19 protein-coding genes and 1 pseudogene are annotated in these 14,486 nt (G+C 71.3%); 16 read left to right on the top strand and 4 right to left on the bottom strand.

The window, feature by feature from the left end; translation table 11 throughout:
- Positions 1-33: 33 nt before the first annotated feature.
- The gene (locus J2S57_RS34825; protein WP_307250808.1) at positions 34-399 is read right to left on the bottom strand and encodes a DoxX family protein; all 366 of its coding nucleotides are present in this window, start codon (positions 397-399) and stop codon (positions 34-36) included.
- A gap of 103 nt (positions 400-502) precedes the next feature.
- Between J2S57_RS34825 and J2S57_RS35490 the strand changes: the two are divergent.
- From J2S57_RS35490 to J2S57_RS34780, 9 genes and pseudogenes are all read left to right on the top strand, one after another.
- Positions 503-853: pseudogene (locus J2S57_RS35490) on the top strand (winged helix-turn-helix transcriptional regulator); the annotation flags it as partial.
- 233 nt (positions 854-1,086) lie between these two features.
- Positions 1,087-1,983, top strand: coding sequence for an aminoglycoside phosphotransferase family protein (locus J2S57_RS34815; RefSeq protein WP_307250804.1), 897 nt, complete (start codon positions 1,087-1,089; stop codon positions 1,981-1,983).
- Between the two features lie 211 nt (positions 1,984-2,194).
- Positions 2,195-2,497, top strand: coding sequence for a hypothetical protein (locus J2S57_RS34810; protein WP_307250802.1), 303 nt, complete (start codon positions 2,195-2,197; stop codon positions 2,495-2,497).
- Between the two features lie 11 nt (positions 2,498-2,508).
- Complete coding sequence (locus J2S57_RS34805) at positions 2,509-2,808, top strand: sulfurtransferase TusA family protein (protein ID WP_307250801.1); 300 nt, start codon at positions 2,509-2,511, stop codon at positions 2,806-2,808.
- A 201-nt stretch (positions 2,809-3,009) separates the two neighbouring features.
- Positions 3,010-3,330, top strand: a complete 321-nt coding sequence (locus J2S57_RS34800; protein WP_307250800.1) for a histone-like nucleoid-structuring protein Lsr2 — start codon at positions 3,010-3,012, stop codon at positions 3,328-3,330.
- Positions 3,331-3,460: 130 nt separating this feature from the next.
- Positions 3,461-4,234: an SDR family NAD(P)-dependent oxidoreductase gene (locus J2S57_RS34795; protein ID WP_307250799.1), complete on the top strand. Its 774-nt coding sequence runs from the start codon at positions 3,461-3,463 to the stop codon at positions 4,232-4,234.
- 101 nt (positions 4,235-4,335) lie between these two features.
- Positions 4,336-4,983: an NAD(P)-dependent oxidoreductase gene (locus J2S57_RS34790; protein ID WP_307250797.1), complete on the top strand. Its 648-nt coding sequence runs from the start codon at positions 4,336-4,338 to the stop codon at positions 4,981-4,983.
- A 24-nt stretch (positions 4,984-5,007) separates the two neighbouring features.
- Positions 5,008-5,376: a winged helix-turn-helix transcriptional regulator gene (locus J2S57_RS34785; protein WP_307250795.1), complete on the top strand. Its 369-nt coding sequence runs from the start codon at positions 5,008-5,010 to the stop codon at positions 5,374-5,376.
- 472 nt (positions 5,377-5,848) lie between these two features.
- On the top strand, positions 5,849-6,112 hold the full coding sequence (locus tag J2S57_RS34780) for a hypothetical protein (RefSeq protein WP_307250793.1): 264 nt from the start codon (positions 5,849-5,851) through the stop codon (positions 6,110-6,112).
- A gap of 12 nt (positions 6,113-6,124) precedes the next feature.
- On the opposite strand, the gene J2S57_RS34775 is transcribed toward J2S57_RS34780, so the two are convergent.
- On the bottom strand, positions 6,125-7,252 hold the full coding sequence (locus tag J2S57_RS34775) for an epoxide hydrolase family protein (protein WP_307250791.1): 1,128 nt from the start codon (positions 7,250-7,252) through the stop codon (positions 6,125-6,127).
- Between the two features lie 88 nt (positions 7,253-7,340).
- Here J2S57_RS34775 and J2S57_RS34770 point away from each other — a divergent pair, with 88 nt between their 5' ends.
- The 3 genes from J2S57_RS34770 to J2S57_RS34760 are packed head-to-tail and all read left to right on the top strand — an operon-like array spanning position 7,341 to position 9,393.
- Positions 7,341-7,964 (top strand): helix-turn-helix transcriptional regulator, encoded by a 624-nt coding sequence (locus tag J2S57_RS34770; RefSeq protein ID WP_307250789.1) that lies wholly within the window; start codon positions 7,341-7,343, stop codon positions 7,962-7,964.
- Positions 7,965-7,967: 3 nt separating this feature from the next.
- Positions 7,968-9,074: an alanine racemase gene (locus tag J2S57_RS34765; RefSeq protein WP_307250786.1), complete on the top strand. Its 1,107-nt coding sequence runs from the start codon at positions 7,968-7,970 to the stop codon at positions 9,072-9,074.
- Positions 9,075-9,108: 34 nt separating this feature from the next.
- Entirely contained in the window at positions 9,109-9,393 is a 285-nt protein-coding gene (locus tag J2S57_RS34760) for a hypothetical protein (protein ID WP_307250784.1), read from the top strand.
- Positions 9,394-9,442: 49 nt separating this feature from the next.
- Here the strand turns inward: J2S57_RS34760 and J2S57_RS34755 are convergent, their stop codons facing one another.
- The gene (locus tag J2S57_RS34755; RefSeq protein ID WP_307250782.1) at positions 9,443-9,883 is read right to left on the bottom strand and encodes a response regulator; all 441 of its coding nucleotides are present in this window, start codon (positions 9,881-9,883) and stop codon (positions 9,443-9,445) included.
- Positions 9,884-10,110: 227 nt separating this feature from the next.
- Between J2S57_RS34755 and J2S57_RS34750 the strand changes: the two genes are divergently transcribed.
- From J2S57_RS34750 to J2S57_RS34735, 4 genes are read left to right on the top strand one after another with little or no spacing between them, the layout of a single operon-like run.
- Positions 10,111-10,623 (top strand): class I SAM-dependent methyltransferase, encoded by a 513-nt coding sequence (locus tag J2S57_RS34750; RefSeq protein ID WP_307250780.1) that lies wholly within the window; start codon positions 10,111-10,113, stop codon positions 10,621-10,623.
- Entirely contained in the window at positions 10,620-11,675 is a 1,056-nt protein-coding gene (locus J2S57_RS34745; RefSeq protein WP_307250777.1) for a glycosyltransferase family 1 protein, read from the top strand. Before J2S57_RS34750 ends, J2S57_RS34745 begins: the two co-directional genes overlap by 4 nt.
- Entirely contained in the window at positions 11,672-12,658 is a 987-nt protein-coding gene (locus J2S57_RS34740; RefSeq protein ID WP_307250775.1) for a glycosyltransferase family protein, read from the top strand. Before J2S57_RS34745 ends, J2S57_RS34740 begins: the two co-directional genes overlap by 4 nt.
- Complete coding sequence (locus tag J2S57_RS34735; protein ID WP_307250773.1) at positions 12,655-13,851, top strand: glycosyltransferase family 2 protein; 1,197 nt, start codon at positions 12,655-12,657, stop codon at positions 13,849-13,851. Before J2S57_RS34740 ends, J2S57_RS34735 begins: the two co-directional genes overlap by 4 nt.
- Here the strand turns inward: J2S57_RS34735 and J2S57_RS34730 are convergent, their stop codons facing one another.
- On the bottom strand, positions 13,852-14,448 hold the full coding sequence (locus tag J2S57_RS34730) for a sugar O-acetyltransferase (RefSeq protein ID WP_307250771.1): 597 nt from the start codon (positions 14,446-14,448) through the stop codon (positions 13,852-13,854).
- Positions 14,449-14,486 lie beyond the last annotated feature (38 nt).

The following is a 14,486-nucleotide window of genomic DNA, read 5'->3' as shown; positions in this document are numbered from 1 at the left end:
CTCGGTGAACGTGCGGCTCACCCTACGCCCGCATCACAGCCAGACGGTGGCGAGCCACGCCGTGACCGCCGCCGCGACGAGCAGCGCGAGGTTCAGCCCGATCACGCTCGTCTCGCCCCGCGACACGTGCGTGGCGGTGCCGCCGACCTGGATCAGTGCCAGCCCGATCGCGGCGGCCACCGCCAGCACCGGTGCGATCCCGGTCAGCGGAGGCAGCACCAGACCCAGGGCACCGAGCACCTCGAGCACGCCGATCGTGCGCAGCGCCGGGAGCGGCACGCTGTCGACCCAGGCCATCATCGGACGCAGCTGATCGCGGGTGCGCACCACCTTGAGACCGCCGCTGTAGAGGTAGAAGAGGGCGAGCAGGGCGGCGAGCACCCAGAAGGCAATCGTCATGAAAAGACTCCGTGATACCGGCGAACGGGACGTGGCAGCATCATGAGTCCGCCGTCGGGACGCTACAAAAGGCACACACGTGTGCCTGAGGCCGGGAGAGGTCATGTCGCAGTACGAGAACACCTGCCTGATCCGGGGTGACGGCGGGCGCACCCTGCGCACGGTGCTCGACCGCATCGCGAACAAGTGGACCCTCCTGGTGGTCGCCACGATCGACCAGAGCGTGCTGCGCTTCTCCGAGCTGCAGGCCCGGATCCCGGGGATCTCGCAGCGGATGCTCACCCTGACCCTGCGCAACCTGGAGCACGACGGCCTGGTCTCGCGCACCGCCCACGCCGAGGTGCCGCCGCGTGTCGAGTACACGCTCACTGCCACCGGGAAGAGCCTCATCGCACCGGCTCTCGCGCTGGCCGGGTGGGCGCGCGAGCACGTGCCGGAGATCGAGAAGCACCGCACCGACCAGACCGAGAAGCACGAAGGCCAGCTCGAGAAGCACGAAGGCCGGGCCGAGAAGCACGACGGCCGGGCCGAGAAGCACGAAGGCCGGCTCAAGACCCATGAAGGTCAGCTCGATAAGCACGAAGGCCAGCTCGAGAGACACACCGGCCAGGCCGCGAAGCGCACTGGCCACATCGCGCAGCACGCGGGCCGGAGCGAGAAGCATGACGTCGGCGAGGAGCAACGCTGATGGCCCGGATGCCCGCCGCCGACGTCGAGATCACCACCGACGACATCCGGCAGCTTCTCGCCGAGCAGCACCCCGACCTGGCGCACGAGCCGATCACCGTGCTCGCGAACGGCTGGGACAACGTGATGGCCCGCATCGGTGACGGCCTCGTCGCCCGCCTGCCCCGCCGCGAGCAGGCCGCCGCCCTGGTGCACGCCGAGCAGACCTGGCTGCCCGAACTGGCCCCGCGCCTTCCCCTGCCGATCCCGGTGCCGGTGCGCACCGGCGTCCCCACGCCCGGCTACCCCTACCCCTGGAGTCTCACGCCCTGGCTGCCCGGAAGCCCTGCGGTCACCGCCACCGGCGAATTCACCGAAGCTGATTCGCACCGTGTCGCGACCGAACTCGCGGCCTTTCTGGGAGCCCTGCACCGGCCCGCTCCCACGCAGGCTCCCCGCAACCCGTTCCGGGGCGTCGACCTGCCCGCCCGCCGTCCGCTCGACGAGCGCAACGCGGCGTCGGCCGGTGCCTCGGCGGGGTTCCTGATGGAACTGATCGACCGGGGCACGGCGGCGGAACCCTGGGCGCACGAACCGGTCTGGCTCCACGGCGACCTGCATCCGGCCAATCTCCTGATCACCGGCCGGGGGATCGGGGCGGTCATCGACTTCGGCGACCTGACCGCGGGCGACCCGGCCACCGACCTGGCCGTGGCCTGGATGCTGCTCCCGGCTCCGGCCCGAGCGCGGTTCTGGGCGGAGTACGCGCACCGGGCGCCCCTTTCCGGGAAATCGCTGGAAATCCGGGCCCGGGCCTGGGCGGCCGCGTTCGCCCTGGTCTTCCTGGCTCATTCCGCCGACAACCCGCAGATGGCGGCGATCGGGGCGGCCACGGCGGCGGCATTGGGCAGCGAATAGGGGACGTTGTGGACGATTGGGTGGAATAAGGTCGCCTCGGCGGCGGGCCGGGGGAGTGGGACCGGACGGCCGGGAAATCGCCGGTCGCCTTTCCGGTGGAGTGACGCAGCGCCGACAACATTGTCGTGAAGGTGGTCGCCGGCGACATCGACAGTACGCGTCCGGGAAGGCCCGCCGAAGAGCACGCCAACTGCGGTGTTACCGTCGCGATATGCGTTTTCCCACGGCCGCCGTCACCGCAGGTTCTCTCATCGGGGGCTGGCAACTCGCCCGCCGCACCGGCAATCGCCCGCTGGGCGGCGCGGTGCTGGCGGCCGGCGGGGTGCTGGCCGGCCGGGAATGGGTGCGCAAGACCGGGCCCGTCACCACCGGCGCCCTGGTCGCGACCTACGTCGGGGCCTTCGGCCTGAGCCACCCGCTGGCCAAGAAGATCGGCCCCTGGCCGTCGGTGCTCGCGGTCTCCGCCGTCACCGCCGCGGTCTCCTGGGCGGCGTCCGACCGCCGCGCCGGCTGACGGCCGAGAGCATGGGCGCGGAAACGTCTTCCGTCCCGCCCGACGTCGTGGTGGACGGCATCGGCATGCTCTGCGTGCGGTTGCTGATCAAGCTGCGCGGCGTGGTGGCGGAGGCGGATCCGGGCACGCTCGTGCACGTGCTCACCACCGATCCGGCCGCCCCGATCGACCTGCCCTCGTGGTGTCACCTCACCGGTCACACCTACCTGGGCCCCGTCGGTGAGGGGGACGGTCACGTGGTGCACGCGCTGCGGGTGGAGGCCGGTGCCCTGCGCACCCGGGCCGACCGGCCGTGGCACCCGGAACGCTAATCCGGTCCCGGATCCGCGGCCCGCCCCGGGTAAAGGCGAGTGAGCGGCCGACCGCGCCCCGTGGTCCACGAAATGCCCGGCCCGATAAAACGGTTCGTCTGCGTAGTCACCTGGTCCGTCCGGGTGAATGGTGATCCACGCAATTAGTGACTCGCCTGCCCCGAATTACTCCCGGCGACAATCTCGCCCTATGCTCTGCCCATGGCGCAGAGAACGATTGTGGAATTCACCGACGACCTCAACGGAAAGCCCGCGGCGGAGACCGTCACCTTCGCTATCGACGGCAAGACCTATGAGATCGACGTGACCGAGAAGAACGCGGCCAAATTGCGGCAGGCTTTCGAGCCGTGGGCCAACAGTGCGCGGCGTCTGACCAAGTCCGGCCGCACCATTCGCAAGGTCACCACCGAGGTCGACACCGCCGCCGTGCGTGCCTGGGCCGCCAGCAACGGCGTCGAAGTCTCCGCCCGGGGCCGCATCGCGTCGTCCGTGCTCGAGCAGTACCGCGCCGCCGGCAACTGAGGCTCGAGCAGCACTGCGCCGCCGGCAACTGAGGCGCGAGCAGCACCGCGCCGCCGGCAACTGAAACGCGAGCTGTATCGCACCGCCGGCGACCGAGAAATGCGGTGATCGATCGCTTACGGTGTCAGCCGTGCATCCCACGGTTGAACACCTCTTCTCCTGCGCCGGCCGCACCGCGCTGATCACCGGCTCCAGCTCGGGCATCGGGCTGAGCATGGCCGAGGCGATCGGGCGGGCCGGGGCCCGGGTCGTCCTCGTCGCCCGCACCGCCGACCGGCTGCGCGAGAACACCGAACGTCTGCGGGCCGACGGCGTGCGGGCCGACTGGATCGCGGCCGACCTCGCGAACCGTCGTGAGGTCACCGGCGTGGCCGAACGGGCCCAGGCTGAGTTCGGGCCGATCGACATCCTGGTGCACTCGGCCGGTCTCAATCTCCGGCCCCCGATGCACGAGCTCACCCTCGACGAGTACGACCGGACGATGGCCGTCAACGTCGACGCCGCCTTCGTTCTCGGTCAGGCGCTCGGCCCCGCGATGGCCGAGCGTGGCTGGGGCCGCATCATCAACATCGCCTCGCAGCAGTCGGTGCGCGCCTTCGGCAACAGCGGGGCCTACGGCGTCTCCAAGGCCGCCGTCACCGGGCTCACCCGCTCGCAGTCCGAGGCCTGGTCGCCGCGCGGGGTGGGCTGCAACGCGGTCGCCCCCGGTTTCGTGCGAACCCCGCTCACCGAACCCGCTTTCGCGATTCCCGGCCGGGCCGAGGCCCTGGCCGCCCGCACTCATATGGGACGCAACGGTGAACTTCCCGACTTCGCGGGAGTCGCGGTGTGGCTGGCGTCCGACGCCTCCGCCTACGTCACCGGCCAGACGATCGCCGTGGACGGCGGGTTCAGCGTCGCCTGATCCGGTACGTCCGGCGGCCGTCGCGGAGATGGTTTGACCTTCAAGCATCTCGATACTATCTTTCAGGTAGTAGCTATCCGCGAGCAAGCATGGAGGTTGTCATGGCCAAGGTCGTCATCTTCGGGGGCACCGGGTACGCCGGTGGCCGGATCGGCGCCGAGCTGGTCTCCCGTGGCCACGAGGTCGTCGCCGTCGCCCGTCACGAGAAGGAGCTCGACAGCCGCATCCAGCTGCGCACCGGCTCGATCCACGACGAGGCGTTCGTCGCCGACGTGGTGAAGGGTGCCGACCAGATCGTCGTCGCGCTGCGCGCCGAGCCCGGCGAGGAGGGTGAGCCCAGGCTCATCGACGCCCTGCCGCTCCTGACCAGGGTCTCGATCGAGAACGACGCGCGCCTGAGCTTCGTCGGTGGCGCGGGCTCGCTGCTCGTCGCCGAGGGGGGCCCGGCGCTCATCGACACCCCCGAGTTCCCGGACGCCTACAAGGGCGAGGCCGGCAGTCACCGCCAGATCCTCGAGGCGCTGCGGGTTTCCGAGGGCGAGCTGAACTGGTTCTACGTGAGCCCCGCGGCCGAGTTCGGCTCCTGGGTGCCCGGCGAGCGCGTCGGCACCTTCCGGGTCGGTGGCGACGTGCTGCAGTCCGACGCCGAGGGCAAGTCGTTCATCTCGGGTGACGACTACGCGATCGCCTATGTTGACGAGATCGAGTCGGGTGCGCACACGCGCGAGCGCATCAGCGTCGCCTACTGACGCCGTGACCAAGGAGAGGACGCCGTGACCGAGGATCTGCCGTTCAACCCCTACGCCGCCGACTGTCCCAGCCGGGGGCTGGTCGACCGGATCGGCGACAAGTGGACGATCCTGATCATCGGCGTCCTCTCCGAGGGGCCGGCCCGCTACCGCGACCTGGCCGACCAGGTCGGGGGCATCTCCCCGAAGATGCTGTCGCAGACGCTGAAGGCCCTGGAGCGTGACGGGCTGATCGTGCGGCAGGCCTTCGCCGAGGTGCCGCCGCGGGTGCAGTACGAACTCACCGAGGCCGGGCGCACGCTCCAGCCGCTGCTGCTCGGCCTGGAGACCTGGGCCCGCGAGCACATGCCCGGTGTGCTCGTCTCCCGGGAACGCTACGACGGGGCGGCCTGACCGCCGGGGCGACCACCGCGTCCGCCATTGCGCGGGTTGGCCTCTGACGCAGCAATTCTCAGGCCGATGGGGGCCCGCCCGGCCGAGGCCTGGTCAAAGCCGGTGTGGCGGGCGCGCGCTCGCGGGTGCAAGCTCTTGCAGGGCTTGCCGGGGCCACTCGGCCCGGTGCCGGATGACGGCAAATCGGCTGGAACTGGTCGCGGTTGGTGGCGGGCCGGGACGACGTGAGTCCGCTCACGTACGGGGAGACCGCGCTGCGTGGTCGGCCCGTCGGTGGACCGGTTCGGCATTCGGGTGCTGACCTGTGCGGCAGTGATCAGGATCGATGGCGACCGGACGGGGGGCGCGATGATCTCCAACCGCGTTGATGTGGTCCGGATCACGGCCTTCCGGTTGCCAAATCCGCTGGTATCCGGAAGATGAGTTCAGGAGGTCCTGACGCTGTGCCGTCAGCCTTTACTGGAGGTTCATCGTGAATGCCCTGAGCCCGCTGCTTTCCCGCGACGATCTCTTCGAGAGTGAGTTCGAGGAGGACGAGGTCGTCGAGGAGACCGACCCCGTCGTCGCGGTCACGCGTGATGCTGTGACCGGCTACGTGTCGATCGTGCTCAACGAACGCGCCCGCAAAGCACTGAATGCCGTCATGAACTGCATCGACGACGACTGCCTGTCCGACCGGTACGACCATTCCTGGGATGCCGAGCAGGTCATTGAAAGACTGCGCACGGCCCTGTAGTACCTGGCTTGACTATCGGCCCGGGCTCCGCGACACATCGCGGCCCCGGGCCTTTTTCATGCCCTGCAAGCTCTTGCGTAGTTCCTGCGTGAACACGGCGGGCTGCTCCCAGGCGCCGAAGTGGCCGCCTCGTTCGGGCTCGCCCCAGTGGACGAGGTGCCGGTACGGCTTTTCGGCCCATCGTCGCGACGGCCGGGGCACCTCCCGTGCGAACACGGTCGCGCCCACGGGCACGTCGAGGGTGGGCAGGACCTCCGGATCCGTGAACCAGCGGCCGATCTCATCGATGCTGCGGGCGTAGAGCCGGGCCGACGAGGCGCCGGTGCGGGTGAACCAGTACAGGCTGAGGTTGTCGAAGATCTGCTCCTTCGACAGGGCCTGCGGGCCGTCGCCCCAGGTGAGCAGTTTCTCGCCGATCCATGCCAGCAGGGCGGCCGGCGAGTCGGCGAGGGCGTAACCGATCGTCTGGGGCCGGGTCTGGTGCACGACCGAGTAGGCCGACGCGGTGCTCGCCCGCTCGCGCAGCTCGTCCTGGGCTCGTTGCTCCTGGGGGCTCCACGGCCCGGGCCGGGGAGCCGCCAGCGGCGGCACCAGATGCAGCCCGAAAGTCCGCTCCGGATGCTGCATGCCGATGCACGTGCTGATGCTCGTGCCCCAGTCGCTGCCGGCGGCCACGAACTCGGGGTACCCCAGGGTGGCCATCAGGGCGGCCCAGGCGTCGGCGATCTCGTGCACGTCCCAGGGGTGGGCCGCGCTGAACCCGTAGCCGGGCAGCGACGGGACCACCACGTCGAACGCGGGTTCGCCCTGCGTCAAAGGCTGGATCACGGACTCGAATTCGAGGAACGATCCGGGCCAGCCATGGGTGAGGACGAGGGGCGTCGCATCGGCCCGGGCCGAGCGCACGTGCAGGAAATGGATGCCCTCGTGGGTGAACTGCGGGATGCGGTTGAGCCGGTCCTGGGTGGTGCGCCAGTCGTGGCCGTGTGCCCATTCCCGCGTCAGGTCCCGCATCAGGTCGAGGGGGAGTCCGTGCGACCAGTCGCCGACGGGGCCGGCGTCGGGCCAGCGGGTGGTGTCGAGGCGGTGCCGGAGATCGTCGATCTCGGGCTGAGGGATGTCGATGCGGAAGGGACGCATGCGGATCGCACTCCTTGGCGGGTGAGGATGCTCCAGTCTGAACCTCAAATGGTTGTCGAAGTCTGGACAGCATGTCTAAGGTGAACGCATGGACGAGCACCTGCTGGCCGAGGCCGAGAAGATCGCCGTCGCCGTCGGCCGGATGTTCCCGGGGCTGTGCGAGGTGGTGCTGCACGACCTGCGTGAGCCCGACCAGGCGATCCGGGTGATCGAGAACAACCTCTCCGGGCGCAGCGTCGGCGACTCGGCCACCGAGCTGGGGCTGCGCCGCATCGCCGACCCGGAGTACCCGGCGGTGATCCAGAACTACCGCAACCAGTTTCCCGACGGGCGCCCGGCCAAGAGCACGTCGATCGGCATCAAGAACGCCGAGGGCCGCTACGTCGCCGCGCTGTGCCTGAATCTCGACGTCTCCACCCTGTCGCCGATGGCGCTGAGCCTGGCCAACCTGGTCGCGACCGATCCGGCCGCGGCCGCCGGTGCGGTCGTGCACGAGACCCTCCGCGACCGCACCGACCGCGAGATGCGCCTCACGATCGACGCGTTCGCCGCCGATCTGGCCACCACCCCGCGCGGGCTGAACCGCGAGCAGAAGCGGGAGCTGGTGCAGAAATTGCACCGGGAGGGCTATTTCGACTCCCGCAGCTCGGCCCAGACGATCGCCGACCAGCTCGGCATCTCCCGCGCCACCGTCTACAACTATGCGAAGTGATGCATGAGCACCCTGCACGACCCGGGCACCCCGTTCGCCGTCGTCGACCGGAACCGCCTGCGCACCAACGTCACCCGGCTGCGTGACCGCCTGAAACCGCACGGCGTGATCCTGCGCCCGCACGTCAAGACGGCCAAGTCGATCGACGTCGCCCGGCTGGTCTTCGACGGCGGTCCGGGCCCGATCACGGTCTCCACGCTGGCCGAGGCCGAGGCGTTCGCCGACGCCGGGTTCACCGACATCACCTACGCCGTCGGCATCGACCCGCACAAGCTGCCGAGGGTCCGCGCGCTCTACGACCGCGGCGTCACCGTCACGGTGCTGCTCGACAGCCTGGCCCAGGCGGTGGCCGTGGCCGAGTGCGGGGTGCCGGCGCTGATCGAGGTCGACTGCGACGGTCACCGGGGCGGAGTGGCGCCGATGGCGGACGACCTGCTCACCATCGGCGAGCACCTCGCCTCCCGGGGGTGCCTGGAGGGCGTGCTGCTGCACGCGGGCGAGTCGTACTTCGCCTACACGCCGGGTGAGATGGCGGCGGCCGCCGCCAACGAGCGGGAGGTGGCGGTGCGGGCCGCCACCCGGCTGCGCGAGGCCGGGCTGACGGTGCCGACCGTGAGCATCGGGTCGACCCCCACGGCCCACGCCCTCGATCACCGGAGCGATCTCACCGGCATCACCGAGGTCCGGGCCGGCAACTACGTGTTCTTCGACCTGGTGATGGCCGGGATCGGCGTGTGCGCGCTCGACGACCTGGCGCTGTCGGTCGTGGTCACCGTGATCGGGCACCAGCCCGGTCGTGTGCTCACCGACGGGGGCTGGATGGCCACCTCCCGCGACCGGGGCACCGCCCGTCAGCCGGTCGACCAGGGCTACGGCCTGGTGAGCACCCTCGACGGCACGCTCCTGCCCGGGCTGCGGATGACCGACGCCAGCCAGGAGCACGGCACCCTGACGACGAGCTCGGGCGAGCTGCCCGACCTGCCGCTCGGCACCCGGCTGCGCATCCTGCCCAACCACGCGTGCGCCACCGCGGCCCAGCACCGCGGCTACACGGTGGTTGACGGGAACCTGGACATCACCGGAACCTGGCCCCGGGTGCAGGGCTGGTGAGAGGCCAGGCCGCCGTGACGGAAGGACCGGTGACATGATCGTGCGGGCTTCGGCCGAGGGTGTCGTGCTCGACGACGCGCAGAACCTCAAGGCGCTGTCGCTGGTGCTGGAGGGCGACGGGGCCCGGGCCCGCGCCGCCGGGATCGGGGACTGGACGGACGAGGCGCACCTGGCGGTGCCCGCGCCCGAACTCGTCCGGCTGGCCGGTGAACTGGGCCGGGACCCGATGTGGCGCAGGGACTTCGACGCCATGATCGACTATGCGCGGAGCAAGGGCTGGGTGGACGACGCGGGCCGGGTCCGGATGCACGTCGCCTGAGCCGGGCGGGCCTTCCTCCCAGTGGTCCCGGGAGGAAGGCCGGCGCGGGTCAGCCCTGGCGCTGCTCCGGGGGCAGGAGCGCGCTGACGCCGGTGTAGAAGTGGTCGATCTGGTCGACGACGTCCTCCAGGTCGTCCAGGCCCATGGGCTTGGTGACGAAGGCGTTCGCGTGGCCGTGGTAGCAGCTCAGCACGTCGGCCTCGGCGTCGGAGGTGGTGAACACGACCACCGGGATGGCGCGCAGGTGCTGGTCGGCCTTGATCCGGACCAGGGTCTGCCGGCCGTCGAGGCGGGGCATGTTGAGGTCGAGCAGGATCAGGTCGGGCCGGGGGCGGCCCGGCCGGTGCAGGAAGTCCATGGCCTCCTGGCCGTCACCGGCGACGTGGAGTGCGGGCGGGGTCGTGGCGCGTTCGAGCGCCTCGGTCACGAGCAGGACGTCGCCCGGGTCGTCTTCGACGAGCAGGACGACGGGGGTACGAGACACCGTCACGTGTGCCTCTCTGGGCAGGTGCGCGGGCAGGCCGCGCACGGGGGTCGAAGGGGGAGTCCGCGGCTGCTCCACGGGGCGCCTCGCAAGAGGCGTGGGACAAATGATCACACGGATGGTGACCTCCGGGCATCGCGTGACCAATGGGGCGCCGGAGATCGGATGGGATCACGGCCGGGACCTGTCGAAATGTGCTGCCCGGACCCCGATGCCATGCTGCGAAAATGCCAATGAGCTCCCGAGAGGGCAAGGACTGGATCCGCGAACGGGTGACCGCACTGGCCGGTGACGAGCCGATGCGCGTGCTCGACATCGGGCCCGGCGTCGGCACCTACGCCAAGCTGCTGGCAGACCTGACCGACGCCCACATCACCGGCATCGAGATCTACGAGCCCTACGTGCACACCTACCGGCTGCACGACTACTACGACGAGATCGTGGTGGGCGACGCCCGGGAGGTGCCCTTCCCGGCCGTCGACGTGGTGATCCTCGGAGACGTCGCGGAGCACATGTCCGAGGCCGACGCGCTCGGGATCTGGAAGAAGGCCCAGGACGCGGCGGCGCTGGCCGTCTACCTGTCCATCCCGATCGTGCACTACCCGCAGGGCGAGATCGAGGGCAACCCGCACGAGGTCCACGTCGACGAGGACTGGGACCACGACCGCGTGATCAGCACTTTCAGCGGCATCGGAGCCTCGTGGACGGGCACCGAGGTCGGCGTCTACGAATGCCTCACCTCGTGAGCCCGCGGGTCCTGCAGATTCCCGGTGACCACCCGTACGTCGTCCAGAGCTGCCCGCCCGCCTACCGGCTGAGCTCCTCGCCGACGCGGATCCCCAGCCCGGCGCTGACTCCCGGGTGGCTGAGCGAGCACCGGGCCGAGTTCGACGTCGTGCACCTGCATTTCGGCTACGAGCACATGAGCCCGCAGCAGCTCGGCGAGTGGATCGCCACCCTGCGCGAACTCTGGATCCCGCTCGTGCTCACCGTCCACGACCTGCGCAACCCGCACCAGGCCACCCGGCACGCGCACGACGAGCACCTCGACCACCTGGTGCCCGCCGCGTCCGCGGTGCTGACGCTCACCACCGGGGCCGCCGCCGAGATCCTCGACCGCTGGGGCGTCTGCGCCCGGGTCGTGTCCCATCCGGCGGTCTTCGGGCCCGGGGCGATGGTGGACGCGTCGGTGCGGTCGGCGCTCGCGACCAAGAGCTCGCGGGTGGTCGGGATCCACTTCAAGAGCCTGCGCCGCAACGTGGTCGAGCCCGACCGGGTGACCCTGGCCGTGCTGGAGGGGGTTTCGGCCGCCGGTGGGCGCCTGCGGATCGACGTGCACCCGGAGACGGCCGGGCATCCCGGGCTGCGCCGCACCCGGCGGCTGGCCCGCGACGGGCACCTGGACCTGCGGGTGCACGAGCGGTTCGACGACCGGGAGCTGGCCGCCTACCTCGCCTCGCTGCACACCTACGTGCTGCCGCACCGCTTCGGCACCCACTCGGGCTGGCTCGAGGCGTGCCGCGACCTGGGCACCCGCGTGGTCGCGCCGTCGTGCGGTTACTACGCCGACCAGTGGTCGTCGGTGGTGTCGTACGTCAACGACGAGAACGCCGGACTCGACGTCGGTTCACTGAAGGACGCGGTGGCCCGGTCACTCTCGCGGGAACCACTCGCTCCGGCCGGGTCCGACACCGGACCGCGCCGCCGGTCGGTGGTGCGCTCGGTGCACGCGGACGTCTACGACGCGGTGACGGCCCTGGAGGCCGATCGCGGCGCCGCCGCGCTGGTGGCCGGGTGAGCGTCCTCGACGCGGTCGGCGGCTCGGTCACGCCTGGGGCCGGTGGCTCGGTCATGCACCTGGTCGTCGGCCCGGAGCGGCACGGCGTGGTCATCTTCGCGCGCTGGCTGGCGCGGGAGACCGCCGGGGCCGGCCCCGTGACCCACCTGAACTACACCGAGGCGCTGTTCGGCCCCGACACCACCAGTGCGGCGCAGGCTTTCGCCGAGCTGGTGGGCGGTCTCGCCGGGCGGGTCACCGTGACACTGCACGACCTGCCGGATCCCGGCGACGAGCCGGGCCGGTACCGGCGGCGGGCCGCGGGGTTCCGCCGGGTGGTGGAGGCCGTCGACGGGGTCTGTGTGAGCAGCGAGCACGAGCACCGTCGCCTGACCGCCCTTCTCGGTGACGCGGCGGGTCGCGTTCCGGTGCAGGTCATTCCGCTGCCGATCGCGGCCGCGGAGGTCGTTCCCCCGGTGCGACGGCCCCGGCCCGACGGTCGCGTGGCGGTCTTCGGCTACATCTACCCGGGCAAGGGCCACGCCGAGCTGCTCGGCGAGATGGCCGGTCTGCCCGGTGACATCGGCGTGGTGGCCCTGGGGCGGGCGGCCGACGGGCACGACGACCTGGTGCGGAACCTGCACGGCGACAGGCCTTTCGAGGTGACCGGCTATCTGCCCGACGCCGATCTCGGGCGCCGGCTGCGGGAGGTCGCCGTGCCGGTGGTGCCCGCGCCCAGCGTCTCGGCGTCCGGATCGCTGAACACCTGGATCGCCGCCGGGCGCCGCCCGCTCGTCGTCGACAGCGACTACGGCCGTGAGTTCGCGACGGACTGCCCGCACCTCGTCAGCCTGTACCGTCCCGGCCGGCTGGGCGAGGCCATCCGAGCCGCCCTCGACGACCCGGCGCGGACCTGGCTGGACCGGCCGCCGCCGGCCGCCCGGTGCGAGGCTGCCGTGGCCGGGGCCTACCGCGCGTTCTTCGCCCGGATCGCGGCGTCGTGATCGACCACGCGCTGCGGCTGCCCGACGGCTCGTACGTGGTGCCCGGCAACCGCTGGGACCTGGTGCCCGACGATTCCCGGCGGGCCCGGATCAGCGTCGTCGTGCCCTATTTCGAGGCCCCCGACCAGCTCCGGCTGGTGCTCGAGGCGCTGAAGCTCCAGACCGGGCCGGAATTCGAGGTGGTGGTGGCCGACGACGGCTCGTCCCCGCCGCTGGACCTGCGGCCCGACGAGATCGGCCCCCTCACGGTGGTGCAGGTCCGGCAGGAGGATCAGGGCTTCCGGGCCGCGGCCGCCCGGAACCTGGCGGTGAGGGCGTCGTCGGGGGAGGTGCTCTGCTTCCTCGACCAGGACACGATTCCGGAACCGGGCTACCTGCAGGCGATCAGCCGCCTGCCGTCACATCTGCCCGACGCGCTGGTGGTCGGCCGCCGGGAGCACGCCGACCTGACCGGCTGGTCGCCGCCGGCCGTGCGCGCCTGGCTCACCGGCTCGGGAGAGGGGCCGGCGGTGCTGACGCCACCGCACTGGCTGGCCCGGGGCTACGAGGAGAGCGGCAACCTGCTGCGGGCCGGGCCGAAGAGCTACCAGTACGTGATCAGCGCCGTGATGTGCTGCGGCCGCGACCTGTTCGACGAGCTGGGCGGGTTCGACGAGTCGTTCACCCGGTACGGCGGCGAGGACTGGGACTTCGCCTATCGCGCCTGGAACGCCGGCGCCGTGCTGGCCCACGCCCCCGACGCCGTGGCCTGGCACGACGGCCCGGACTGGGCCGGACGGGGAACCGCGGCCGAGCGGTACCAGACGAAACAGGCCGAACGTGAGGCCCTCACACGGCGGATCCCGCCGGACCACCCGCAGGCCGGAGCCCCACCCGCGATCGTGGTGACCGGGCCGCTCGGCGACGCGACGGCGTCCGGGCTCAACGTCGCCGCCCGCCGGGGGGATCACGACGAGCGCGCCCGCTGGCAGGTGACGCTGGGCCCCGGAGCCGGGCACCGGGAACTGCTCGAGGAACTCATGACCGCGGACGCCGGTGAGATCCGCTGTGACGAAGCCGGATTCCACGCCGTCGCGACCCGGGCCCGGCGCCGGGCCGAGCGCTGGGCCCGGCACTTCCCCGACCGTGACCTGGTGGCCGACCTCTTCGGGGCCGAGCGGCGCACGGCCCCGGCGGTTGCTGCCCGGCCCTGATCAGTGGGCCGGCCGGTAACCGGTGCGGTCGGCCCCGGTGATCTCCCGCAGCACCCGCGCCGGGTTGCCGGCCGCGATCGTGTGCGGCGGAACGTCTCTGGTGACGACGCTGCCCGCGCCGATCACCGCGCCCGCGCCGATGGTGACGCCGGGCAGCACGGTGACGCCACCGGCGATCCAGACGTCGTCGCCGACGGTGATCGGCCGGGCCACGCAGGCTCCCTGGCGGCGCTCGGTCACGTCGAAGGCGTGGTTGGAGGTGTAGAGGCCGACCTTGGGCCCCAGCAGCACGTTGTCGCCGACGGTGATCGGGGCGCCGTCGAGCATCACGCAGTCGAAGTTGGCGAAGAAGTTCGCGCCCAGGTGGATGTTCGCGCCGAACTCGCACCGGAACACCGGCTCGAAGTTCGCCCCGTCGCCGGCCGAGCCCACGACCCGGCGCAGCAGTTCCTCCCGCTCGGCCGGGGGCCGACCGTACGAGGCGTTGTACTCGTTCGTGGCCCGCACGGCCTCGATCCGGGCCGCGATCAGTTCGGGGGCGAGATCGTCGTACATCTCGCCGGTGGCCATGTGGGCGAACCGGTCCTGCAGAGTCATGACCCTCAGGCTAGGCCCGGGCCCGGTGACGCCGGCAA

Origin of the sequence: Kineosporia succinea, from assembly GCF_030811555.1 — a bacterium.
In the GTDB taxonomy this organism is placed as follows: Bacteria; Actinomycetota; Actinomycetes; order Actinomycetales; family Kineosporiaceae; genus Kineosporia; species Kineosporia succinea.
The sequence above is the reverse complement of the archived record's forward strand: the minus strand, read 5'-3'. Positions and strand labels throughout refer to the sequence as shown.